This window comes from Pseudoduganella sp. HUAS MS19 (assembly GCF_053615455.1).
The window spans coordinates 994,642-1,015,279 of record NZ_CM132133.1 but is presented as its reverse complement, the minus strand read 5'-3'; the positions used below and the strand labels follow the sequence as shown (position 1 = coordinate 1,015,279).

General features: G+C 63.1%; 20 protein-coding genes. 7 read left to right on the top strand and 13 right to left on the bottom strand.

Annotated elements, in window-relative coordinates; genetic code table 11:
• Positions 1-45 precede the first annotated feature (45 nt).
• Positions 46-798, top strand: a complete 753-nt coding sequence (locus ACWBU6_RS04750) for a substrate-binding periplasmic protein (RefSeq protein WP_452647691.1) — start codon at positions 46-48, stop codon at positions 796-798.
• Here ACWBU6_RS04750 and ACWBU6_RS04745 read toward each other — a convergent pair whose 3' ends face one another.
• Positions 799-1,749 carry an MBL fold metallo-hydrolase gene (locus ACWBU6_RS04745; RefSeq protein WP_452647690.1) on the bottom strand — a complete coding sequence of 317 codons (951 nt, stop codon included), beginning with the start codon at positions 1,747-1,749 and terminating at the stop codon, positions 799-801. It abuts the gene before it with no gap.
• Between the two features lie 101 nt (positions 1,750-1,850).
• Here ACWBU6_RS04745 and ACWBU6_RS04740 point away from each other — a divergent pair, with 101 nt between their 5' ends.
• Positions 1,851-2,768 (top strand): LysR family transcriptional regulator, encoded by a 918-nt coding sequence (locus tag ACWBU6_RS04740; protein ID WP_452647689.1) that lies wholly within the window; start codon positions 1,851-1,853, stop codon positions 2,766-2,768.
• On the opposite strand, the gene ACWBU6_RS04735 is transcribed toward ACWBU6_RS04740, so the two are convergent.
• The 3 genes from ACWBU6_RS04735 to ACWBU6_RS04725 form a co-directional block, all read right to left on the bottom strand.
• Positions 2,710-3,633 (bottom strand): alpha/beta fold hydrolase, encoded by a 924-nt coding sequence (locus tag ACWBU6_RS04735; protein ID WP_452647688.1) that lies wholly within the window; start codon positions 3,631-3,633, stop codon positions 2,710-2,712. The two genes, ACWBU6_RS04740 and ACWBU6_RS04735, sit on opposite strands and share 59 nt — an antisense overlap.
• A gap of 202 nt (positions 3,634-3,835) precedes the next feature.
• Complete coding sequence (locus ACWBU6_RS04730) at positions 3,836-4,213, bottom strand: PH domain-containing protein (protein WP_452647687.1); 378 nt, start codon at positions 4,211-4,213, stop codon at positions 3,836-3,838.
• A 42-nt stretch (positions 4,214-4,255) separates the two neighbouring features.
• Positions 4,256-5,236 (bottom strand): lipin/Ned1/Smp2 family protein, encoded by a 981-nt coding sequence (locus ACWBU6_RS04725; protein ID WP_452647686.1) that lies wholly within the window; start codon positions 5,234-5,236, stop codon positions 4,256-4,258.
• Positions 5,237-5,421: 185 nt separating this feature from the next.
• Here ACWBU6_RS04725 and ACWBU6_RS04720 point away from each other — a divergent pair, with 185 nt between their 5' ends.
• Positions 5,422-7,551: a ricin-type beta-trefoil lectin domain protein gene (locus ACWBU6_RS04720; RefSeq protein WP_452647685.1), complete on the top strand. Its 2,130-nt coding sequence runs from the start codon at positions 5,422-5,424 to the stop codon at positions 7,549-7,551.
• A gap of 168 nt (positions 7,552-7,719) precedes the next feature.
• Here ACWBU6_RS04720 and ACWBU6_RS04715 read toward each other — a convergent pair whose 3' ends face one another.
• The gene (locus ACWBU6_RS04715; RefSeq protein WP_452647684.1) at positions 7,720-9,798 is read right to left on the bottom strand and encodes a putative bifunctional diguanylate cyclase/phosphodiesterase; all 2,079 of its coding nucleotides are present in this window, start codon (positions 9,796-9,798) and stop codon (positions 7,720-7,722) included.
• Between the two features lie 169 nt (positions 9,799-9,967).
• Between ACWBU6_RS04715 and ACWBU6_RS04710 the strand changes: the two genes are divergently transcribed.
• On the top strand, positions 9,968-10,837 hold the full coding sequence (locus ACWBU6_RS04710; RefSeq protein ID WP_452647683.1) for a pirin family protein: 870 nt from the start codon (positions 9,968-9,970) through the stop codon (positions 10,835-10,837).
• Positions 10,838-10,850: 13 nt separating this feature from the next.
• Here the strand turns inward: ACWBU6_RS04710 and ACWBU6_RS04705 are convergent, their stop codons facing one another.
• The 3 genes from ACWBU6_RS04705 to ACWBU6_RS04695 are packed head-to-tail and all read right to left on the bottom strand — an operon-like array spanning position 10,851 to position 14,269.
• A complete protein-coding gene (locus ACWBU6_RS04705) occupies positions 10,851-12,932 on the bottom strand; it encodes a putative bifunctional diguanylate cyclase/phosphodiesterase (protein ID WP_452647682.1) in 2,082 nt (693 codons plus the stop codon).
• Between the two features lie 9 nt (positions 12,933-12,941).
• On the bottom strand, positions 12,942-13,853 hold the full coding sequence (locus ACWBU6_RS04700) for a DUF2145 domain-containing protein (RefSeq protein ID WP_452647681.1): 912 nt from the start codon (positions 13,851-13,853) through the stop codon (positions 12,942-12,944).
• On the bottom strand, positions 13,820-14,269 hold the full coding sequence (locus tag ACWBU6_RS04695) for a hypothetical protein (protein WP_452647680.1): 450 nt from the start codon (positions 14,267-14,269) through the stop codon (positions 13,820-13,822). The genes ACWBU6_RS04700 and ACWBU6_RS04695 overlap by 34 nt, the downstream gene beginning before the upstream one ends.
• 116 nt (positions 14,270-14,385) lie before the next feature.
• On the opposite strand from ACWBU6_RS04695, the gene ACWBU6_RS04690 reads away from it, so the two are divergent.
• From ACWBU6_RS04690 to ACWBU6_RS04680, 3 genes are read left to right on the top strand one after another with little or no spacing between them, the layout of a single operon-like run.
• Positions 14,386-15,495 carry a hypothetical protein gene (locus tag ACWBU6_RS04690; RefSeq protein ID WP_452647679.1) on the top strand — a complete coding sequence of 370 codons (1,110 nt, stop codon included), beginning with the start codon at positions 14,386-14,388 and terminating at the stop codon, positions 15,493-15,495.
• Between the two features lie 10 nt (positions 15,496-15,505).
• Positions 15,506-16,120 (top strand): hypothetical protein, encoded by a 615-nt coding sequence (locus ACWBU6_RS04685; protein WP_452647678.1) that lies wholly within the window; start codon positions 15,506-15,508, stop codon positions 16,118-16,120.
• Positions 16,121-16,130: 10 nt separating this feature from the next.
• Positions 16,131-16,331, top strand: a complete 201-nt coding sequence (locus ACWBU6_RS04680; RefSeq protein ID WP_452647677.1) for a hypothetical protein — start codon at positions 16,131-16,133, stop codon at positions 16,329-16,331.
• On the opposite strand, the gene ACWBU6_RS04675 is transcribed toward ACWBU6_RS04680, so the two are convergent.
• The 5 genes from ACWBU6_RS04675 to ACWBU6_RS04655 form a co-directional block, all read right to left on the bottom strand.
• Complete coding sequence (locus ACWBU6_RS04675; RefSeq protein WP_452647676.1) at positions 16,309-17,178, bottom strand: CPBP family intramembrane glutamic endopeptidase; 870 nt, start codon at positions 17,176-17,178, stop codon at positions 16,309-16,311. The two genes, ACWBU6_RS04680 and ACWBU6_RS04675, sit on opposite strands and share 23 nt — an antisense overlap.
• A gap of 76 nt (positions 17,179-17,254) precedes the next feature.
• Positions 17,255-17,986 carry a histidine kinase gene (locus ACWBU6_RS04670; RefSeq protein WP_452647675.1) on the bottom strand — a complete coding sequence of 244 codons (732 nt, stop codon included), beginning with the start codon at positions 17,984-17,986 and terminating at the stop codon, positions 17,255-17,257.
• 16 nt (positions 17,987-18,002) lie between these two features.
• Positions 18,003-18,779 (bottom strand): enoyl-CoA hydratase, encoded by a 777-nt coding sequence (locus ACWBU6_RS04665; protein WP_452647674.1) that lies wholly within the window; start codon positions 18,777-18,779, stop codon positions 18,003-18,005.
• Between the two features lie 136 nt (positions 18,780-18,915).
• Entirely contained in the window at positions 18,916-20,112 is a 1,197-nt protein-coding gene (locus tag ACWBU6_RS04660; protein ID WP_452647673.1) for an acetyl-CoA C-acyltransferase, read from the bottom strand.
• Positions 20,113-20,139: 27 nt separating this feature from the next.
• Complete coding sequence (locus ACWBU6_RS04655) at positions 20,140-20,637, bottom strand: PaaI family thioesterase (RefSeq protein WP_342115149.1); 498 nt, start codon at positions 20,635-20,637, stop codon at positions 20,140-20,142.
• Between the last annotated feature and the right edge of the window lies 1 nt (position 20,638).

Here is a 20,638-nt window from a genome sequence, read left to right as displayed (position 1 = left end):
CATCTGAAACACTGTCCTGGTGGATACTTTCGGATGCCCTCGGCCATGAGGCTGTTGCTCGCCGCACTGCTGCTCCAACTTGCCAGCCTTGCCGGGGCATGCACGTTGCGCCTGGCGCCGGAAGAATGGCCGCCCTACTTTTATCACAATGACAAGCAAGTGCTGGGCGGGGTCGATTTCGAATTGCTGCAGGCCATCATGAAACACGCGGGCTGTCGCTTGCAACTGGAAAAGGAAATGCCGCCGGCGCGGCGCAACGTCCTGTTCCAGCAAGGCAAACTGGACCTGCTGATGGCTGCCTCCGCCACGGAAGAGCGGCGCGGCTATGCGCGGTTCAGCCTGCCCTACCGGCAAGAGACCGTCGGCCTGTTCACCATACCGGAAAAACTGGACAAGCTGCGCCGCATCGATAGCTTCCAGGACATCGTCAGCCAGCGCGCCAGCCTGCTGGCGCCGCGCCTCGGCTACTACGGCGACGACTATGAACACGCCATGCCGCTGCTGAACGCGGAAGGACGGCGCAGCACCTTCGGCACCTTCGAGCAGGGCGTCAAGATGCTGGAGGCCGGCCGCGGGGACCTGATCATGGGCGATGCGCATGCCTTGCGCCATATCGCGCGCCTGCAGAACGTCCGGATCGTGCAGTTGCCCTATATGCCCTACCGCGCCCCGGTGCACCTGATGCTGAACGCGGCCAGCACTACGCAAGCGCAGCTCGCGCGCATCAACCAGGCGATTGCCCAGCTTGAGCAGAACGGCGCCCTGGCAGCCATCCGGGCGCGATACGGCATCAACTGATCACTTCCTGAATTCCGCATAGGCGGCAGGAATATTGATGCCTTTGTGGACCCAGTCGTAAATGGCATAGCCTTTGAACGCCGGCAGGTCCGCGTGCGATTGCGCCTGCTCCAGCGTCATCCCCCTGGCGTGGGCATCCTGCACGGCGGACTTCAGCGCGGCCAGGTAATCCAGGTGCCATTTCATCGCTTCCTTGCCGATCACAGGGCCGTGTCCCGGTACGATGCGCGCATCGGCAGGCAGGAAGTTATAGAGGCGGGTCAGCGTGTCCAGCGTTTCCTGGACATGGCCATCCAGCAGCCATGGCAGCGAAGGCTTGCCGGCGATCACCGGGTTCCCGGTAAAGGCCACCTTGGCCTGGGGATCCCAGACTACCAGGTCGCCACCGGTCTGCCCGAAGCCAAAGTCGATGATATCGATTACCTTGCCGCCCAGGTCCAGTTGCACGCGGCCGTCCTTGGCCAGCAGCACGTCGCCGGTGCGCGGCTTGATCTTGTCGATGCCGCGTCCCTTGCCGAAGGCCCCCTCCATGAACTGGACGTCCTTGGCAAAATTGGCGTCCACGTATGCCTTGGCCGCAGCGTGCTGGATCACGGTGGCCGACTTCGGCAGGTAGTAGTTGCCGTAAGAGTGATCGCCGTGGTAGCTGGTATTGACAGCGTAGCGCAGCGCGCCGTGGCGCTTTGCTTCCGCCATCACTTGCTTGTGCAGGCGCTCATTGATCATGGTGTCGACCACGAGGACACCCTTGCTGCCGGCCAGGATGCCGGAAGTGGTGGCGATCGGCACGCCGTCCGCAGCCCTGGCCGCATCGGACGGCAGCATGGCGTACACGCCGTCGGCCAGCTTCCGGGCCTTCAATTCAACCTTGTTGGCATCCCAGACCGGCTCCCCTGCCTGCGCGGCACCGGCCGCCAGCAGCAAGCCGGCGACAGTCATCCCGATTTTCATACTTCTCTCCTGTTAAGGTTTTATACTGGCCCCCATCATAGGCGCATGCCGTGCGCCTGCGGACCTCGCGCTGAGCACACAGAATCCACCGGAGAAGAACAATGCAGGACCGCTATGAGGACTTGAAGACGTTTGTGGCGGTCGTGGAGGCGGAAGGATTTTCGGGCGCGGCGGCCCGCCTTGGCGTAGTCAAGTCGGCGGTGAGCCGCCGCATCAGCGAACTGGAAGACCGCCTCGGAACGCAGCTCCTGGTGCGCTCCACCCGCAGCATGAGCGTGACCGATGCCGGCGCCCTGCTCTACGAACGCGCCTTGCGCCTGCTGGACGACCTTCACGATGCAGAGGCCGAGGTTTCCTCCGGCAGCACCGCCCTGCGCGGCAAGCTGCGCGTGGCGGGCCCCATGTCTTTTGGCGTGATGTGCCTGGCGCCGCTGGCGGCGGAATTCGCAGCACGGCATCCCGACCTGGCTGTGGAGCTGGACTTGAATGACCGCATCGTCAACATCGTCAACGAGGGTTTCGACCTGGCAATCCGCATTTCACGCCTGAAGGATTCCAGCCTGGTGGCGCGCAGCATCGCCTCGATCGAACATACCGTATGCGCCAGCCCGGCCTACCTGGCAGAGCATGGAATGCCAGGCACGCCGCACAACCTCGCCTCGCACCGCGGCCTGGCCTACAGCAACCTCGACGAGACTGCGTACTGGTCTTTCCGCGATCCTTCCAACGGAGCTTCTTTCAGCGTCGATGTGCGTTCAGCTTTCCGCGTCAACAACGGTGCCGCGCTGCGCGAGGCCGCCGTGCAAGGACACGGTATCGCCTATCTGCCCCATTTCATCGTTGCGCAGGCGATTGCGCGCGGCGAGCTGCGGCCATTGCTGGAGGGCTGGCGCAAGGCTCCGGTCGAGGTTTATGCCGTCTACCCAACCCGGCGCAACCTGCCCTTGCGCGTGCGCGCCTTCATCGACTTCCTGGTGGCCCGTTACGCAGGAAATCCAGCACTTCTTCATACAGTTTGAAGCGCGCAGCCTCGAGGTGCATCACGTGCGTTCCGCGCGGGATGACCGCATAGCGTGCGCCCCCGATCGCCGCCGCCAGCATGCGATAGTCGGCGTCGCCCGGCCACGCGTCCCATTCCCCGCGTACCAGCAGCACCGGCATGTCCAGGCGCGCGGCATCGTAGTAGCTGCGGCCCTGCTGCAAGTCCGCCAGGTCGGCGCCGGGGCCGGCTGGAAATCGTACCGCCCCCTCGCGGCGTCCGTCGGATGCCAGCCATTGTGCGCCCCAGCGGGTAAAAACATCGGTGTGCAGCAGCGGCGGCTCTTGCGGCGGCCGCAGGCTGTCCATGGCGGCGATGCGCTGGGCTGGCGTCAGCGCCTCATAGGAGGCGTTGCCCGGCTTTGCCGGCGCCGCGGCCGGGGTGGGCGCGCCGCGCGGCGTGACTGCCGCAAACAGCACCAGCTTTGCCACCTTTGCCGCGTGATCCTGCGTATAGCGGGCGGCCACGGAGCCGCCCCAGGAATGCCCGACCAGCAGGATCTGCTGCCTGCCCGTCCGGCGCAGGATGGCATCGACCGCGTTGGCCACATCCTGCACGACTTCGCGCGCGCGGCCCGGCGGCGACGGCGCATTAGCCGGATAACGGTCAGACAGCCCGTAGCCGGGAAAATCCAGCGCGTACACGTCGTAGCCGCGCGCCGCCATCCAGTCCATCCAGGACTGGCCGTCCATGCGGAAGTCGAATGACAATCCCGAGGGGAACGAAGAACCGTGCACGAACAGCACGGGCAATGCGCCGTTGCCCCGGTCTGGCGCGGTGTGGCGCATGCGCGCCACCAGTGCGGGCTGGTGGCTGGAGATATCGATCGCTTCGCAGGCTGGCATGGCTGGCTCCGGTAAAAGCCATCATGCTAGCGGCCGCGCCTGCGCAACGATTCGCCCGGCGACGAAAGATGGATGCGTCAACAGACCCTGAAAACACGCAGCCAGTCGCAAGTCCACATGCTGACGCGGTGCAGCAGCCCGGCAGGATCGCCCCAGACCAAGAAGGCAGCTGCAGCCAACACCAGCACGAAGACAAACCGCTTCATTTCAGCACATAGCTCGCGAGCACCGCCTGCACTTCATAGATGCTCAGGCGCTTGTTGAATTTTTGCGTGAACGGTTCCGCCGTGCTGGAAATCCAGATCTTCAGGTCCGCGTCGAGGTCCAGCGTGCCGCCGGTCTCGATGCTGAAACGCGTCACGCTCTTGTAAGGGATCGAGTGATACTCCTTCTTGCTGCCCGTGACACCCTGGATATTTACCACCACCAGGCGCTTGTCGGTAAACACGAAATAGTCTCGTATCAGTTGGTAAGCATGCTCCACTCGCTCATTCGGTGCAAGGATTTTCGCGAAATCCTCCCGCAAGTCGGCAATGTCGATCTTGGACGCGTTGCCCAGCATTCCGTCAAGGATTCCCACTTCAAACCTCCTTCTCTGTGTCCAAAGTGGGAATCTACCACGTTACAGGCGGCAGGCCGCTACCGGGGTGGGCTCGACGACGAAGCTGTAATGCGCGGTGTAATCGCCCTGGATCGCTTGCGTGCCGGAGGCGCCGGCATTGGGGCCGATGATATAGGTTTGCGCCTTCGGAATGCCGCCATCGGCATAGGCTGCGATGTCGGTGGTGGCATTGCCGTAGGCACGCACGATGTTCAGGCCGACCGTGTTGCGCAGGTAGCGCACGTAATCGGTCTTGAACTGCTGCGTATTCGGCGGAATGGGGCCATCGCCGTACGGATTGGAATGGTAGTGCCATTGTCCCATGTTCTGGATTTTCAGCCATTCCAGACCGTCCTTCGTTACCCAGTAAGGTCGTGCCGTAAGGAAGAGGACCTGGTAGCCCTTCTGGCGGTAGGCATTCACGACCTGCGGCGCGTACGAATATGCCGTCGCGGTCTTGACGCCGACGTAGTCGGCGTAAGCCTCGAAATCGTTGATCGTCAGGGTGCCGTCGATATCGAACAGCACCGCATCGCGGCGCGGATCGACCACGCTCAGGTAGCCATTGGTGCTGCTCAAGTCGCCTTCCACCACAAAGCGCACCACATAGTCGCCGACCGGGCGCACGCCCAGCCCTACATTGACCTTGCCGTCGCTGTCGGTGATGGAACTGCCGAGATACTGCCACTGCTGCATGCCGCTGCCATACAGGTAGGCGTGTACCCGTTCGCCTTCCAGGTCCTTGTGCAACACGGCGTCGTAATCGAACTTGCCGGTGATGGTCGCCGGCTGGCCTGCCTTCACGATGACGTCGTGGGCCATATGCCAGGGCTTGTACAAGCCGGCGAGAATCGTGTTGCCGAAGTTGGAAAAGGCTTTGCGCGCAGGGCCTGATAGTGCGGGCGGATTGGCCGGCGTCACGTAATCCGGGCAAGCTGCCATTGCAGGCAAGGCGGAAAAGGCGCACGCGATTACGACCGCGCAGCTAACGGTTTTCAGCATCTATCGCTCCTGTAAATAGTCTATCGGTGAATGGAATAATCGAGACTGCGAACCGGCCAAACTAGCAGGACTTTGCTACAAGTAAATGACCGCACGAGCCAAAATCTTAGAGGCAGTCCTCCATCGTGCGGACGCCGGTCCTGGGGTAAGTTAGCCGGTTCAGGACACTCACTTTCGGAGGCAGAATGAAGCTGGCAGGCGTCATCGTTTCTCTCCTGTTCGGGATGCAGGCATTGCACGCTGCGGACCTGGGCCTGGGCATGCGCACACAGTACGACGTGGCGCTGGATACCCCGCTCAACCGCATCCAGGTACTGGGCGCGCACAATGCGTGGAACGACAGCGGCGCAACCTGGGCCAACCAGCGCTGGCCGATGAACCAGCTGCTCAATTCCGGCGTCCGCAACGTCGACCTCGACCTCCATATGAACAATGGCCAGGTGCAGCTCTGCCACCAGGACTGCTCGGCGATTTACGGAGCACCGGACAACTATCCCAACGAGCTGTGGAAGATCCGCAACTGGCTGGACGCCAATCCAAAGGCAATCGTCTTCGTCGACCTGGAAGACCGCGCCAATAACAAGGCCGGGGTGGTGGGACCGTTGACGACGGTCTTCGGCTCCCTGCTGTACAAGCCAACCGACAAGCCAGCCGGCCGCTGGGAGTCGCCGCGCGAGATGATCGCCCGCGGCAAGCGCGTGATCGTCAAATCGGCCAACAACACATACGATGGCGCCGTGGTCTGGCACGGCCCGATGTTTGCGACCGGCGCCGCTGGCGGCTGGAACAGCCGGCAGGTCAAGTTCGTCAACACCGCCAACTGCACCGTGGACGGCGCGCCGGTCGACCAGGAAAAGATCTATGCGGTTTCCGACTCCAAGCTTGGCAAGGATGTGCTGCCCGATTCCTGGGTCGACGAAACCGGCACCATCGACGCCTCCAACATCCCTGCCCTGATGCGCTGCGGCGTGGACAACGTCGATGCCGATCGCTGGGACGAAGGCATGATCGGCGCCGCCATCTGGTCCTGGGCCGAAGGCGAGCCGAACGACTACAACAACGAAGACTGCGCGCAGATGCGCGGCGACGGACGGTGGAACGATGCGGCCTGCACTGCCGCGCTGCGCTTCGCCTGCCAGAACAAGGCGCAGCTTGACGACTGGCGCGTCACGCCGGCGGCTGGCGCCTGGCGAGGCGGCAAGCAGGCTTGCGCGGCGGCTTTCGGCAGCGGCTTTGCCTTTTCGGTTCCCGCCAACGCGTACATGAATGAGCGCCTGCGCCTGGCGGCCGGCGCCAACCCTGTCTGGCTCAATTACTCGGACCTGGCGGAAGAGGGAAAATGGGAGAAGTATGACGATGCGCCAGCACGCTGGGATTCCGGCGCCTACGCCAACAACGAAGACCGTGCGCAAACCCTGCGCCTACCGGGCGCCGGTGCGGTACGGGTCAATGTCGGCGGCTCGCTCGGTGCCGGCGACGTGCTGCGCATCCACGACAGCAACCGCCGTTTGCTGCAAAGCTTCAGCGGGGCGCTGGCCCATTCCCTGGTCGTGGCCGACAATGCGGTCATCGCGCAGCTCGTATCCGACGGCGCGGGTACTTCCAGCGGCGCCAGCGTCGCCATCGAAGCGCTTGCCACAACCTGGAACAGCGGCGCCTATGGCAATAACGAAGACCGTTCCCAGTGGCTGACCGTTCCCGGCGCAGCGGCCCTGAAGGTCTATGTCAACGGCAGCACCGACGCGAACCGGGACTTCATTCATGTATATGACCGCAATGGCACGCTGGTGAAATCGCTGTCCGGCGCCATCGCAAGCAGCTTCATGGTCAGCGGCGACAGCGCGCGCATCCGGCTGGTGTCGGATGGTTCGGTCACTGCTGCGGGCGTCACCGCAAGCGTCAAGCCAGGCGGCGCTTATGCGTTCCGCAAGCTGGTCGATGGCCGCGGCAAGTGCATGGACATCGAGGGCAACAACATGGCCAACGGCACACCGGTGCATCACTGGAGCTGCCAGGGCCAGGTCACGCAACTGTGGTACCACGACCCGGATGGCCTGCTGCGCAGCAAAAACAATCCCGACAAATGCGTCGACGTCCAGGCCTTTGGTTCGGGCAACGGCTCCAGGCTCGCGGTCTGGGACTGCAACGACAAGGCCAACCAGCGCTTCTCCTGGTCCGGCCAGACCTTGCGCCCGGCCCACGCCCCGGGAAAGGCGATCGACGTCAAGGATGCCTGGTGGGGCTCATTCGATGGCCAGGACCTGCACCTCTGGGACTACCAGGAAAGCTGGGGCCAGAGCTGGCACTGGGAGTGACTGATAGGTGAACCTGGAGAGTTCGCGCCCGCGCTCGGGATCAACGTGCCTGCTTTAGCGGAAAGGCCGCAGCGAACGCGCCTCCAGGACGATTGCCGGGCCTTTTCCCAAGACCGTTAGCCCTGGTGCTTGCGTTGCGGTTGCTCCGCGTCGGTTTGGAGCCCGGTCTCATGCCACCCTCTTCTCGTTTGCAAGGAAATCCGTCGCTGCGCAGGCGGGCAGCGGACGGGCGAAGCAATAGCCTTGCAGCAGGTGGCATCCAAGCTTGCCCAGTTGCGCGGCCTGCAGCGAGTCCTCCACGCCTTCCGCCACAAGTTCGAGGCCCAGGTTACGCGCAAGGCCCACAGCGGTGGCGCAGATTTCCAGGTCCTTGGCGGACCTGCCGATATCGCGCACAAAGCTGCGGTCAAGCTTGAAAGCATGCACCGGCAGCAGCTTCAGGTAACCGAGCGAGGAATAGCCGGTGCCGAAATCGTCGATCGACAACCGCACGCCCAGCCTGCGCAAGGCTTCCAGCCTTTCGATGGAGCGCTGCGGGTCCTGCATCAGCACGGACTCCGTGATTTCAAGTTCGAGGTCGGCCCCATGCAAGCCGGCACGCTGCAATGCAGATTGCACTGTATCGCCAAGGTCGGAAACCAGCAACTGCTGCGCCGACAGGTTGACCGCCACGCGGACATCGGTGAAACCGTTTTCACGCCAGCTTGCCAATTGCCGGCAGGCGGCATCGATCACCCACGAACCGATCGCGGCAATAGCGCCGGTCGCTTCCGCCAGCGGAATGAATTTGTCCGGCATCACCATCCCCAGCGCCGGATGATGCCAGCGGATCAGCGCCTCAATGCATACCACGCGGCCGGTCGCCGCACTAACCTGCGGCTGGTAATGAAGGATGAACTGCCCCTTTTCGAGCGCATCCTTCAATTCCGTTTCAAGTCCGATGCGTTCGCTTAGCGACTGCTGCAGCGAAGGATGGAACACGCGCAGGTTGCCCGGCCCGGCGTCGCGCGCCTGGTGCAGCGCCAGGGCCGCCGATGCCAGCAAGTCTTCCGCCGACGAGGCGTGGTCGGGATAGAGCGCCACGCCGGCGCTGAAGCTCATGTTCAGCACCGTTCCCGGAATGGCGAAAGGCGCCTTGACCGCGGCCAGTATTCCCTCCACCTCGCCTTCGATGCCGGCCCAGGTCTTGTGGCCCGCAATGCCTACCACGAAACGCGCGCTGCCAAGACGCGCCACCAGCATGCGCCTGCCGCAGTGCTGGCGCAGGCGCTGCGCCACTTCAACCAGCAACTGGTTGCCTGCCTCGTAGCCGCGCGTGCCGTTGATGATTGCCAGGCGGTCCAGGTCGAGCAGCAGTACGCCCATCCGGGTCAGGCTCGACTCGCTCCTGAGGAACATCTTGTGCAGCAGCTCCAGTGCGCCGGTGCGATTGGGCAGGCGCGTCAACGCATCGTTGGTCAGCGCGTGTTCGAAACGCAGGCTGGCGCGCTTATGGCTCTCGACTTCGCGTTCCAGCGCCGCGCTGATGCGGATCTTCTCGCTCATGCGCTGGGTAGCCTCGCGCCGTACCAGCAACAGGTAGGACGCAGCCAGGAACAGGAAGGCGAAGCCGCTCAGGTACGGCAGTTGCAGCTGGCCGGCATCGGTAGCGCCGCCCAGCGCAGTGGTAACGATAATCAGCGCCACCGAGACCCATACCAGGCGGTTGGAAAAGCGCACGCGCTGGCTGCGCGAGCGGATGCAGAAGATGGCGGCGTACACCCCGGCACCAAGTGACAGCAGGCGATTGATGGCATAGGCAGGTGTGGTCTCCCCGGCCAGCAGGAAAGCGCGTTCTCCCCACATCAGTTCGCCCGGGGTGCTGACGGTCAGCGCGGAGAAACGGTAGCCGTACGAAGCAGTGAAGTTGTCCGCCGCCAGCACGGCCGTCGCCAGGGCCACAGCATAGGACAGGCGGAAAGCCCATGCGCGCGCTTCGAGTGCGGCAAGCAGGTACCAGATCTGCGGTATCAGCACCAGCGAGAAGAAGTTCACCCATTTATGCGCGGCAATGGCAGCCGCCAGGTCGGGCGCCACTTGCTGCCGCACGTTGGAAAACTGGAACAACGCAAACGTCAGGCAGATGGCGGCAAAGGTCCAGCAAGCCCGCACGTAGGAGCTGCTGCGTGCCAGCAAGGCCGCCTGGAAAGCACACATTGCTAGCGCTCCCACGGAGACAAGGTAGAGCGAAGCAATGGGAGTATCCATACCGTCCTCGGTTTTCTTTTTGGCAATTCGCGTTATTTTATTACAAACATGGATGCCGGCCGCTGTTCTTTGGCAGGAACGCAGTCGGCAGAATTTGCGCCTTTCATGGAAGCGCCGGTTGGACCATACTGAATTGGTAGTTATACCAAGACCGGCATCGGAGTTCTTTATGAAAAGTGTCATCGGCGTCTATAGCGCCCCGCGCCAGCACTGGGTCGGCAACGGCTTTCCCGTGCGTTCGCTGTTCTCCTACCACGGCATGGGCCCGGAGCTCAGCCCCTTCCTCTTGCTGGACCGTGCCGGTCCGATGACCTTCGAGCCCACCAGCACCATACGCGGCGTCGGCCCGCACCCGCACCGCGGTTTCGAAACGGTGACCATTGTCTATCACGGACAAGTTGCGCACCGCGATTCGACCGGCCAGGGCGGCACCATCGGCGACGGCGACGTGCAGTGGATGACGGCTGCCTCCGGCATCCTGCACGAGGAATTCCATGCCGAAGAATTTTCCCGCAAGGGCGGGGAACTGGATATGGTGCAGCTCTGGGTCAACCTGCCGGCGAAGAACAAGATGTCCGCCCCCGGCTACCAGGCTATCGAGAACAGGCACATCCCCCGCGTGGCGCTGCCGGGCGGCAGCGGCGAACTGCGCGTGATTGCCGGTGAATACGCGGGCTGTAAAGGGCCGGCCCGCACGTCCTCCCCCATGCATGTGTGGGACCTGCACCTGAAGGCGGGCGGGCCGGTTCAGCTGCCGGCGCCGCAGGGCTGGAACACCGCCGTCGCCGTATTGCACGGGGCCGTGCTGGCAAATGAAGGAACGCTGGCGAAAGAAGCCGAACTGGTGGTCTTCGAGCGCAGCGGCGAAGGCCTCTCGCTTCAGGCCAGCAGCGACGCCGTCGTGCTGTTCCTGAGCGGTGAGCCAATCGACGAGCCGGTTGTCGGCCACGGCCCTTTCGTCATGAATACCCAGGCCGAGATCGAGCAGGCATTCCAGGATTTCACGCGCGGTAGATTCGGCCGGCTCCCCGAGCACTGAGCGGGGCGGGCAGCTACGCGGCGGCTGCCTTTTGCTCCATCAGGAAATTGGTCGCCGCATGCGCCGCAAGCGGGCGCGCGAAGTAATAGCCCTGCAACAGGTTGCAGCCCAAATGGCGCAACTGGGTTGCCTGCACCGTATCCTCCACGCCTTCGGCGACGATCTCCAGGCCGAGCTTGCGCGCCAGCCCCACTGCGGTGGCGCAGATCTCGAGATCCTTTTCGCTGGTGCCGATATCGCGCACAAAGCTGCGATCGAGCTTGAAGGAATGCACCGGCAGCATTTTCAGGTAGCCGAGCGAGGAATAGCCGGTGCCGAAGTCGTCGATCGAAAGCCGCACGCCCAGGCTGCGCAGCGTCTCCAGCCTTTCGATGGAGCGTTGCGGATCCTGCATCAGAACCGATTCCGTGATTTCGAGCTCCAGGTCGGCGCCCATCAGGCCGGCGCGCCGCAAGGCCGATTGCACGCTATCGTCAAGGTCGTCCAGCAAAAGCTGCTGCGCCGACAGGTTGACCGCCATCCGCACCTCGCTAAAGCCCAGGGCCCGCCAGTCCTGCAGCTGGCGGCAGGCGCTTTCGATCACCCACGCGCCGATTGCCGCGATGGTGCCGGTTGATTCGGCCAGTGGAATGAATCTGTCGGGCATCACCAGGCCCAGTTCCGGATGCTGCCAGCGAATCAGCGCCTCCATGCCCAGCACGCGCTCGGTGACCGCACAGACCTGCGGCTGGTAATGCAGGAACAGCTCACCGTTCTCGAGCGCTTCCTTCAGTTCGTTTTCCAGGCCAATGCGCTCGCTCAGCGACTTTTGCAGCGATGGGTGGAAAGTCCGGATACTGCCCGGTCCTGCGTCACGCGCCTCGTGCAATGCCAGGCCTGCCGATGCCAGCAAGTCTTCCGCCGATTCGGCATGGTCCGGATAGATTGCCACGCCGGCGCTGAAAGTCATGTTCAGGATATTGCCGGCGACCGCGAAAGGCGGCTTGATCGCAGCCAGCACGCCTTCCACTTCGCGCTCGATGCCGCCCAGCGTCTTGTGGCCGGCAATGCCGACCACAAAGCGCGCACTGCCAAGGCGTGCCACCAGGCGGCGCTTGCCGCAATGCTCGCGCAGGCGCTGTGCCACCTCGATCAGCACCTGGTTGCCGGCCTCGTAGCCGCGCGTGCCGTTGATGATTGCCAGCCGGTCCAGGTCGAGCAGCAGCACCGCCATGCGGGTCATGCTCGATTCGCTCCAGGCGGACATGGTGCGCAGCTTCTCCAGCGCGCCTTCCCGGTTCGGCAGCCGGGTCAGCTCATCATTGGTCAGGGCGCGCTCGATACGCCTGCTGGACAACTTGTGGCTCGCCAGTTCGCGCTCCAGTGCGGCGCTGATGCGGATTTTCTCGGTCAGGCGCTGGGTCGCCTCACGCTTGACCAGCAACAGGTAGGATGCAGCGAGGAACAGGAATCCGAAACCGCTCAGGTAAGGCATGCGCAGCATGCCGGTATCGGTTGCGCCGCCCAGGGCCGTGGTCACCACGACCAGGGCGGCGGAACTCCACACCAGCCGGTTCGAAAAGCGCGCCTTCTGGCGCTGGACACGGATGCAGTAAATGACGGCGAATATCGCAGCACCCAGCGATAGCAGGCGGCTGACCGAATACGCGGCGGTTGTTTCGCCAAAAAGCAGGAAGGCGTGGCCGCCCCATATCAGCTCGGTCGGCGCATCGGTGGCCAGTGAGGAAAAGCGGTAGCCGTAAGGCTCCATGAAATTGTCCACCGCCAGCACGGCCGAGATGAAGGCAATGCCGTAGGTAAGGCGGAACGCGGCCCGGCTCGGATCGAGCGAGGCGACCAGGTAGCAGAACTGCGGCGCCAGCAGCAGCGAGAAGAAATTGACCCATTTGTGCGCGGCGATGGCCGCCGCCAGCCCCGGCGCCAGCTGCTGCTGCACGTTCGCGTACTGGAAGCAGGCAAATGTCAGGCAGATGACTGCAAACGCCCAGCACGCCCGCACGTAGGAGCTGTTGCGTGCCACCAGCGTTGACTGGAATGCCGACATTGCCAGCGCGCCTGCGGAGATCAGGTAAAGCGAAGCAATGGAAGTATCCATATGACCTTGTTAGTTTCTGTTTTCAAAGGCGATAACCTCGTCGCCAGCCTGTGCTTCGCAGCCCGCGCCCATCGCTTCCCAGCCACGCCGGATCACGATATGGTTCGCGTTGTAGCAAAGCTCGATGCGGTGCGCTTGTGGCGCTTCGCGGCGAACAAAATGCTCAATTGACGAAGGCATGCTGACGCGCATTGTTTGCGCGCGCAAGTCCTCGTCGGGATGGTCGGTCACATGCACCAGCGGCACGAAATGCGCCGCGATCACCAGGGTACGGCCGACATTGACCGGCTGCGCCTGGTAGCTGCGTTCCCGCAGCCAGCGCTGCGCTTCGGCGCGCTGCGGCGCTGATGCGCCCCAGGCGCTGGCAATCAGCTCCACCAGCCACTGGTTGCAGTTCTGGTAGCGCGTGCTGTAGGCATAGGCATTGGCGCTGTATTCGCCGGCCAGCAGCGACAACGGGGTTTGCGCGTCCAGCGCAGCCGCCTGCAATGCGCGCGCCTGCGCTTCCGGCAACAGGACCATCGACAGGTGGCCTTGTGCGGGTTCTTCCGCGCCGAGCACGAATCCGGCCATGCCCTGGTCGAAGATGCGCGGGCGCTTCTCATCGCAAGCAAAGTAAAGCTGGCGCACCGACCATGGGCTGTTTGGATTGTCTTTCAGCGCCAGGCCGGCATGCGAATAGCGCAGGCCGATGCGCGCCAGGTCCATGCCTGCGCGCGACACCACGGCGGCCGTGGCGCCAGAGCGTTCCAGCTCGTCTTTCACCACGGCGGCGAAACGCAGCACGTGGTCCTGCGCCGCCGCCGTGACTTTCGCCGGACGGTCGCAGAACATCATTCCACCTGCCTGCGCTGGGGCATTCCAGCCGAGCGCGAGGCAGGCGGCAATCAGATGGCGTGCGAGCGCAGTTCGCGTTGCCATGCTTCGTCTAGGGCCAGGAAGAAGGCCTGACGGGTGTCAGCGTAGGCGAATTCATAGCCGTACGGACGCTCGCTCACCTGCACCAATGCGCCGGCAGGCAGCGCGCGATCGGCCAGGGCGGCTTTCGGCACAGTGAGGAAGAATTCATTGCCCTGGCCTTGCAGCTTCAGGCGGGTGGCGCCCGGCTTGCCCGGCGCTTCGGCTACGTCGATGACGCGGTACTGGCCTGCGGCCACCTTCTTGTCGTCGCCGCTGGAGCTCTTGCTGGAGGCGCCGATCGAATCGGACACGCTGCCCGAAGACTCGGAACCAGCGCTCGATGCGGAAGAAGCGGAACTCCCGGCCTGGGCCGGGATGGCGATAGCGGCAGCCAGCACGGACAGGACGGCGGCGCGGCGCAGGAATTGCATGGACATTACAGGATTCTCCGGTTGAAAAACGTCGCGTGGATTATACGCGCACTCTTGAACGCCGCGACCGCGCACTTGCTGCCATAATGACTGCTTTGCATTTTTGGCAATTTTGAAGCGCCATGAAGAAACCTGTATCGCCTGTCGCCATCGATCTGCTCACCAGGGAGCTGGCCCACGAGGCCAAGGAGCAGCGCGAGAGCATCGTCCTGCGCCTGCACAGTGCCTTCCTGCACCTGACGCAAGCGCTGCAACCCTTCCGCGAGCTGTGGCAAGGAGGCGGCGCCGCCGCCTACCAGGCCGCAGCGGAATGCGGCTGTAATCCTCCACAAGCCAAATGGCTGCGGGCCAGGCGCAGCGTTTTCGATGCCGGGCTTTGGGGCGGCATATCGGATGCGATGCGGCAGGCCGCCCTGGCCGGCGACGATGCGCAATCCACCGAAGCCGATGAATGGGTATGGTGGAAAGAGCGCCTGGGCGGCCTGCCCGCCATAACCGGCATCCAGTTGGTGCCCGGCCGCCGGCCCGATCCCCCGCACGACTTCACGCATGGCGCGTTCGGTGGCGGCGTCACCTTCGCCGCAAGGCTGCACGAGCACCGGGCCGAAATTTTCGCCCTGCCCGGGCTTATCGCCAACGGCGACAGGCAAGGCATCGACGACTTCCTTGAGCGCGTGCTGCCGGCTATCCGGCCGAAACTGGCGCGCGAGGTCCGTGCTTCGCATGACCGTCGGTTGATCGACGAACTGCTGGCCGAACATGACAGCATGTCGACCTGGCTGGCGTACATGGAGATGGTTTTCGAGGCCGTTCCGCCGGCGCTGTACGCGCACCTGGCCGGTTCAGGGGGCTCCACCCTGATGCTCGAACTGCGCCTGATGCTGCCGCTTGCCTTGCTCTGCACCGGAGCGGCGATCGAGCACGCCATCCATGAACTGGCCGAAAACCTGCAATGCTTCGTGGACGACGGCGAAGACGAGGCCCCGCTTGACGCTGCCGTACAAGAGTTTGCGCTCTTGCTCATTGACTTCACGCGCGCAGCGGCCAAAGTACACGAGCTGGAGGAAGTATTGGCCGAGGCACGGATCGAGGAGCTCGAGTTCCCTTTCCTGCCGCGTACGGACCTTCGCACGCGCAAGGCAGCTATCCGTCGGGACAAATCATGCCGCAACTGCGGCAGCATGGAACACCGCGGGCACGGCATTCGCATGGGCACTGTGGCATATGAATGAAAGCAGGACGATGACCAGCTTCGAAAAACAGTACTACTTCCTCAAGCGCGGCGACCATGAGACCTTGCCCTATCCCACTGCATTCCATGAAACGTGCGAGCGCGAATACTGGAAAGCGCCATTGCTGACAGGCTCCGCACCGCTTGCCTTTTACAACGGCGAAAAGCGTGACAACCGCAATGAAGGCATCGAACCCCTGCCTGCTCCACCAGACGTGATGTTCGAACGCGGCAACATCATCGTGCGCAATCATGTACGGGACGCGCTCCTGGAACGCAAGGTGGCTGGCCTCTTCATGCACCCCGTGTGGTGGGTGCATGAGGATAAGTCCTTGCATGACGACTTTTGCTACATTGGCTTCCGCGAAAAATTCGATTGCTGGGACAGGGAACTGTCCGAACATTCCGGCCAGGATGAAGATGCAGATCCCGACGATCTCGAGCCAAGCGTCTGGTCCTTCCGCCTGAATGCGAAGCTGCTGGAACAGACGCCCTTGAACGAGCGCCTGCTGTTCGTGATGGGCGGCTGTTTTACACGCCATCTGGTATGCCACGAAAGCATTCTGCCGCTGTTCAATGGAGGCGAAAACAGCGGCACGCACGCAACACTCGTCGCGGATTACTGAAATAGCCCAAATGCGCCTGCTGATTCTGTCCGACCTGCACCGCGAGTTCTGGGAGAAGCGCCAAGTTTCGTTTGATCTCGCCTGCTTGTCGCCCGACGTCGTCGTTCTGGCTGGCGATATCGATACCGGCGATGCTCGCTCTATTCAATGGGCTCAAGCTGCCGGTTGTGCTGTCCAACTGTCGGCATTCAGCCAGCACGCGGATAAGTGAACGCCATGAAATGCAGGAGGTTGAGCAGGAAGTGGGCGACGATCGGAATTTCGATGCGCTGCGTCTTCGAATACAGCAGCGCGTAGCCCAGGCCGGCCAGACTGGCGAGGGCACCGAATTGCCAGCCGCCGCCCAGATGCGCAGCCCCGAACAGCAGGCCTGACACCGCGACTGCCATGGTCTCGCCGTAGCGTGCGAGCTGGCCCTGGATGATGCCGCGGAAGAAAGCTTCCTCCGCCACGCAAACAAACAGCAGGTTGACAGCGGCGAACAACGGCAGGTATGGCGAAAGCTTGAAATCAGGATGAATGAATCCGATCGCCCACGCAATGCCCAGCACACCGCACAACAGCGCTGCAACCACGGCCGCTTGCGACCTAAACGCTGCCGCAAAATCACGCCAGGAGCCGGCGCGGCGGCAGAAGAATACCAGCAGCACAAGTCCGATCACGCCCTTGTCGAAGTTCGCATACATGGTGTAAGGCGCCGATTCGGCCGATAGCCGGACATCCTTCAGCAGCAGGGGATTGTCGTAGCCCGGCAGGGCGTGCAGTGCAAGCGCAAGCGCCAGCAGCAGCGTCAACAGCGTCAACAGCGTTCGCACGGCAGCCTTGCCGTGGCGTGTGGCCAGCCATGAGAATGCCAGCAAGGCCACGATGCCGACGATGGCGACGGGGCGCAGCACGCCCGCCGCCAGGCCGGCAGTGATCGCAAGGCCGAGCAAGACCAGCCAGAGGTGGCGCAGGAAGTCCTGTCGTTCACTATGTGCGGCCACCAGGCCGGTGCTGGCAATCGAAAGGCCTAGCAAGCCGAATGGCAGCCAGACGGGTGCGGAGATGAATTGCATTTTTTGCTGTCAGGAGTGCTGAGGGATGTGGGCTATGCGCCAATCAATCGAATTGATGCGTTCCGATGGTAGCCCATTATCGGGTTGCCGTCACGCTGGCGGGCGGGCAACCTGGTCCTGGCCGACCAGGCAGGCTGGCGCGCAAATGGTCGGTGAATCCTGCCAGCATACGCTTGGCGCGCGCTGGATCGTAATCGATCAGGCTTTGGACATTGGCCAGGGTATTGAACAGGAAATGTGGCTCAATCTGGGCCTGCAGCATGCGCAGCCGGGACTCCATGACCTGGTATTGGAGCAGCCGCTGTTTTTTGCGCACCCTGCCACCAATCCAGCTGGCTGCAAGCATGAGTGCGACGAAGGCCAGGAACCGCGTCACGGCAAGTGGATAGGACGCCTTCATCCATGAGGGATAGGCAAACCACCATCCGATCAGCTGCAGCGCGACAAGATAGCCGCCCAGGATGCCGGCAACGAGCACGAAATTGAGGAACAGGGCGGCACGCCAGTCCCGCGCCGGCGAAAGCTGATGAATGACCGCCGCGGGCAGCAGCAATTCCAGGGCACGGCACAAGGCCAGGATCGCGTAGGCGACCGACAGGCAAATCAGGAAGAGGTACTTCGGCCACCAGCGCCACCAGTTGGCATCGCCGACACTGCCCGTCAGTATCCCCGCCAGCAGCAGCAGCACTAAAGCGCCGCCAATGGCGATGGCGCCGGCGATCAGCAGGCGCGCCCAGGCAGGCTCGGTCCGGCGCTTTTGCAGCGTCCAGAACGAGCGCCAGGCTTGCTGCAGGGACGCTACCAGCAAGGACGCTACGTCGAGATTAGGCGAACTTGCTGAAGTCCGGCTTGCGCTTTTCAAAGAACGCGGTAAACGCTTCCTTGGCTTCGGCACCCGTCAGCATGGCGCCGAACTGGGCGCTTTCCACGTCGATGTGCGCTTTCAGCGCTTCGCGGCCGGCCTTCATCAGGCGCTTGGTCTGGCGGATCGATTCGGCCGGCAGTGCGACCAGCTTGGCTGCTTGCGCCTGGGCGTGGGACAGCACCTGCTCGGCGGGCAGCAGCTTGGAGATCAGGCCCATGTCGTAGGCTTCCTGTGCGCTGAAGGGCTCGCCCAGCATCAGCTTTTCCGCCGCGCGCGCATGGCCGCCGTTTGCGGGCAGCAACATGCTGGAACCGAATTCAGGACACAGGCCCAGCGCCGCGAACGGTACCGAGAACTTGGCGTTGTCGGCGGCGTACACCAGGTCGCAGTGCATCAGCATGGTGGTGCCGATGCCGATGGCGGCGCCGTTCACTGCGGCCACCACTGGCTTGGTGCTGTTGAACAGTGCCTTCATGAACTGGATCACGGGACGATCGGAGAAGGCTACGCCGTCGTTGGCGGTGGTGGTCATTGCGAAGTCGACCAGGTCGTTACCGGCGGTGAAGATCTCTGGCTTGCCGGTGAACAGGATGGCGCGCACTTCGGCGTCGGTTTCGGCGGCGTTGATGGTGTCGGCCATGGTCTGGTACATGGCGGAGGTGATCGCGTTCTTGCGGTCCAGGCGGTCGAATTCGATGGTCAGGATGCCATTGGCTTTGCTGGTCAGGATTGCCATTGCTTGTTGTCTCCGTTTTCAAAACCGGTAAACCGGTGTCAGACCCGCAGGGTCTGACACTTGCTGCTCGCCGGACTGTGGATGTAAAAAAGGCGGGCTTGTGACCCGCCTTCCTAGCTACGTCGTTGCGCGAGGATTATACGCGCTCGATGATGCCTGCTGCGCCCATGCCGGCGCCCACGCACATGGTGACCATGCCGTACTTCAGCTGGTTGCGGCGCAGTGCGTGCACGACGGTCGCTGCGCGGATCGCGCCGGTTGCGCCCAGCGGGTGGCCCAGGGCGATGGCGCCGCCCATCGGGTTCACCTTGCTGGTGTCCAGGTTCAGGTCGCGGATCACGGCCAGTGCCTGTGCCGCGAACGCTTCGTTCAGTTCGATCCAGTCCAGCTGGTCCTGGGTGATGCCGGCAGCGGCGCAGGCAGCTGGGATGGCGACCTTAGGACCGATGCCCATGATTTCCGGCGGCACGCCGCGTACGGCGAACGAGGAGAACTTGGCCAGCGGGGTCAGGTTGTGTTCTTTCAGGATCTTCTCGGAGACCACGATCAGCGCGCCTGCGCCGTCGGACATCTGCGAGGAGGTCGCAGCGGTCACGGTGCCCTTGGCGGCGAACACTGGCTTCAGTTTGGCCATGCCTTCCATGGAGGCGTCGGCGCGGGCGCCTTCGTCGGTATCCACGGTACGCTTGCCAACCTTGATCTCGCCGGTGCGCAGGTCAGGGGTACGGGTGATGATTTCGACCGGAGTAGTCTCGTCCTTGAAGAAACCGGCTTGCTGGGCGGCGATCGCCTTGCGGTGCGATTCCAGGCCGAAGGCGTCCTGGTCTTCGCGCGAGATCTTCCATTGGGTCGCCACTTTCTCGGCGGTCAGGCCCATGCCGTAGGCCAGGCCCACGTTCTCGTCCTTGAAGGTGTCCATGTTGATCGATGGGTGGTGGCCCATCATCGGCACCATCGACATCGATTCCACGCCGCCGGCGATCATCACGTCGGCTTCGCCAACGCGGATGCGGTCGGCAGCCATGGCCAGGGCGGTAATGCCCGATGCGCAGTAACGGTTGATGGTTACGCCGCCCACGGTGTTCGGCAGGCCTGCCAGCACCACGGAGTTACGGGCGATGTTGAAGCCCTGCTCTGCCTCAGGGAAGGAGCAGCCGATGATCGCGTCGACGATCAGGGCCGGGTCCAGGTTAGGCACGGCAGCCATGGCGCCCTTGATGGCGGCGACCAGCAGGTCGTCCGGACGGGTCTTGCTGAACATACCGCGCGGTGCTTTGCCGATCGGGGTGCGGGTAGCGGCGACGATGTATGCGTCTTGGAGTTGTTTGCTCATTTTTAAGCTTTCCAGTATCTGTGTTCGTTAGCGTTTGGCGGAGAGGTACCAGTCCACCTGTACTTGTGCTGCCAGCGTGCCGTGTTCGTCGAAAATGTCGACATTGACCGGAAACGCGATCTTTCCTTCATCCTTCAGTTGCGCTTTCAGCGCGGCCAGGTCGCCCGGTACCTTGCCGGAGGCGCGCGTCGCGCCTTTGGCTACTTTCTGGTACTGGATGCGCGACTCCTTGGCGACCGGGCGCATGTCCATGATCAGGTCGGCGAAGCCGCCTGCCATGGCCGCGCCGGACGCCGTTTCGGCCAGCGTGAAAATCGCACCCGCGTGCGGCGTGCCGAGGTGGTTGTGCAGCTTGCCGTCGTCCGGCATCGACACTTCGGCCGTTCCCGGACCGATGCTGTCGATGCGGATGCCGAGCAGGCGCACGAACGGCAGCGACTCCGTCATGTGCTTTTTGATTTGCTCATAGACCATGCTAGGTTTCACTCGCAACAGGATTTTGAAGGCCAGCGACAGGATGGACATT

Excerpts from the sequence above, each read along its gene's own strand:
- ACWBU6_RS04735 (WP_452647688.1), bottom strand. The coding sequence starts at position 3,633 with ATGCCAGCCTGCGAAGCGATCGATATCTCCAGCCACCAGCCCGCACTG.
- ACWBU6_RS04665 (WP_452647674.1), bottom strand. The coding sequence starts at position 18,779 with ATGGCAATCCTGACCAGCAAAGCCAATGGCATCCTGACCATCGAATTC.
- ACWBU6_RS04660 (WP_452647673.1), bottom strand. The coding sequence starts at position 20,112 with ATGAGCAAACAACTCCAAGACGCATACATCGTCGCCGCTACCCGCACC.
- ACWBU6_RS04720 (WP_452647685.1), top strand. The coding sequence starts at position 5,422 with ATGAAGCTGGCAGGCGTCATCGTTTCTCTCCTGTTCGGGATGCAGGCA.
- ACWBU6_RS04680 (WP_452647677.1), top strand. The coding sequence starts at position 16,131 with ATGCGCCTGCTGATTCTGTCCGACCTGCACCGCGAGTTCTGGGAGAAG.
- ACWBU6_RS04690 (WP_452647679.1), top strand. The coding sequence starts at position 14,386 with ATGAAGAAACCTGTATCGCCTGTCGCCATCGATCTGCTCACCAGGGAG.
- ACWBU6_RS04675 (WP_452647676.1), bottom strand. The coding sequence starts at position 17,178 with ATGCAATTCATCTCCGCACCCGTCTGGCTGCCATTCGGCTTGCTAGGC.
- ACWBU6_RS04725 (WP_452647686.1), bottom strand. The coding sequence starts at position 5,236 with ATGCTGAAAACCGTTAGCTGCGCGGTCGTAATCGCGTGCGCCTTTTCC.
- ACWBU6_RS04685 (WP_452647678.1), top strand. The coding sequence starts at position 15,506 with ATGACCAGCTTCGAAAAACAGTACTACTTCCTCAAGCGCGGCGACCAT.
- ACWBU6_RS04655 (WP_342115149.1), bottom strand. The coding sequence starts at position 20,637 with ATGTCCATCCTGTCGCTGGCCTTCAAAATCCTGTTGCGAGTGAAACCT.
- ACWBU6_RS04710 (WP_452647683.1), top strand. The coding sequence starts at position 9,968 with ATGAAAAGTGTCATCGGCGTCTATAGCGCCCCGCGCCAGCACTGGGTC.
- ACWBU6_RS04695 (WP_452647680.1), bottom strand. The coding sequence starts at position 14,269 with ATGTCCATGCAATTCCTGCGCCGCGCCGCCGTCCTGTCCGTGCTGGCT.
- ACWBU6_RS04745 (WP_452647690.1), bottom strand. The coding sequence starts at position 1,749 with ATGAAAATCGGGATGACTGTCGCCGGCTTGCTGCTGGCGGCCGGTGCC.
- ACWBU6_RS04700 (WP_452647681.1), bottom strand. The coding sequence starts at position 13,853 with ATGGCAACGCGAACTGCGCTCGCACGCCATCTGATTGCCGCCTGCCTC.
- ACWBU6_RS04715 (WP_452647684.1), bottom strand. The coding sequence starts at position 9,798 with ATGGATACTCCCATTGCTTCGCTCTACCTTGTCTCCGTGGGAGCGCTA.
- ACWBU6_RS04705 (WP_452647682.1), bottom strand. The coding sequence starts at position 12,932 with ATGGATACTTCCATTGCTTCGCTTTACCTGATCTCCGCAGGCGCGCTG.
- ACWBU6_RS04740 (WP_452647689.1), top strand. The coding sequence starts at position 1,851 with ATGCAGGACCGCTATGAGGACTTGAAGACGTTTGTGGCGGTCGTGGAG.
- ACWBU6_RS04750 (WP_452647691.1), top strand. The coding sequence starts at position 46 with ATGAGGCTGTTGCTCGCCGCACTGCTGCTCCAACTTGCCAGCCTTGCC.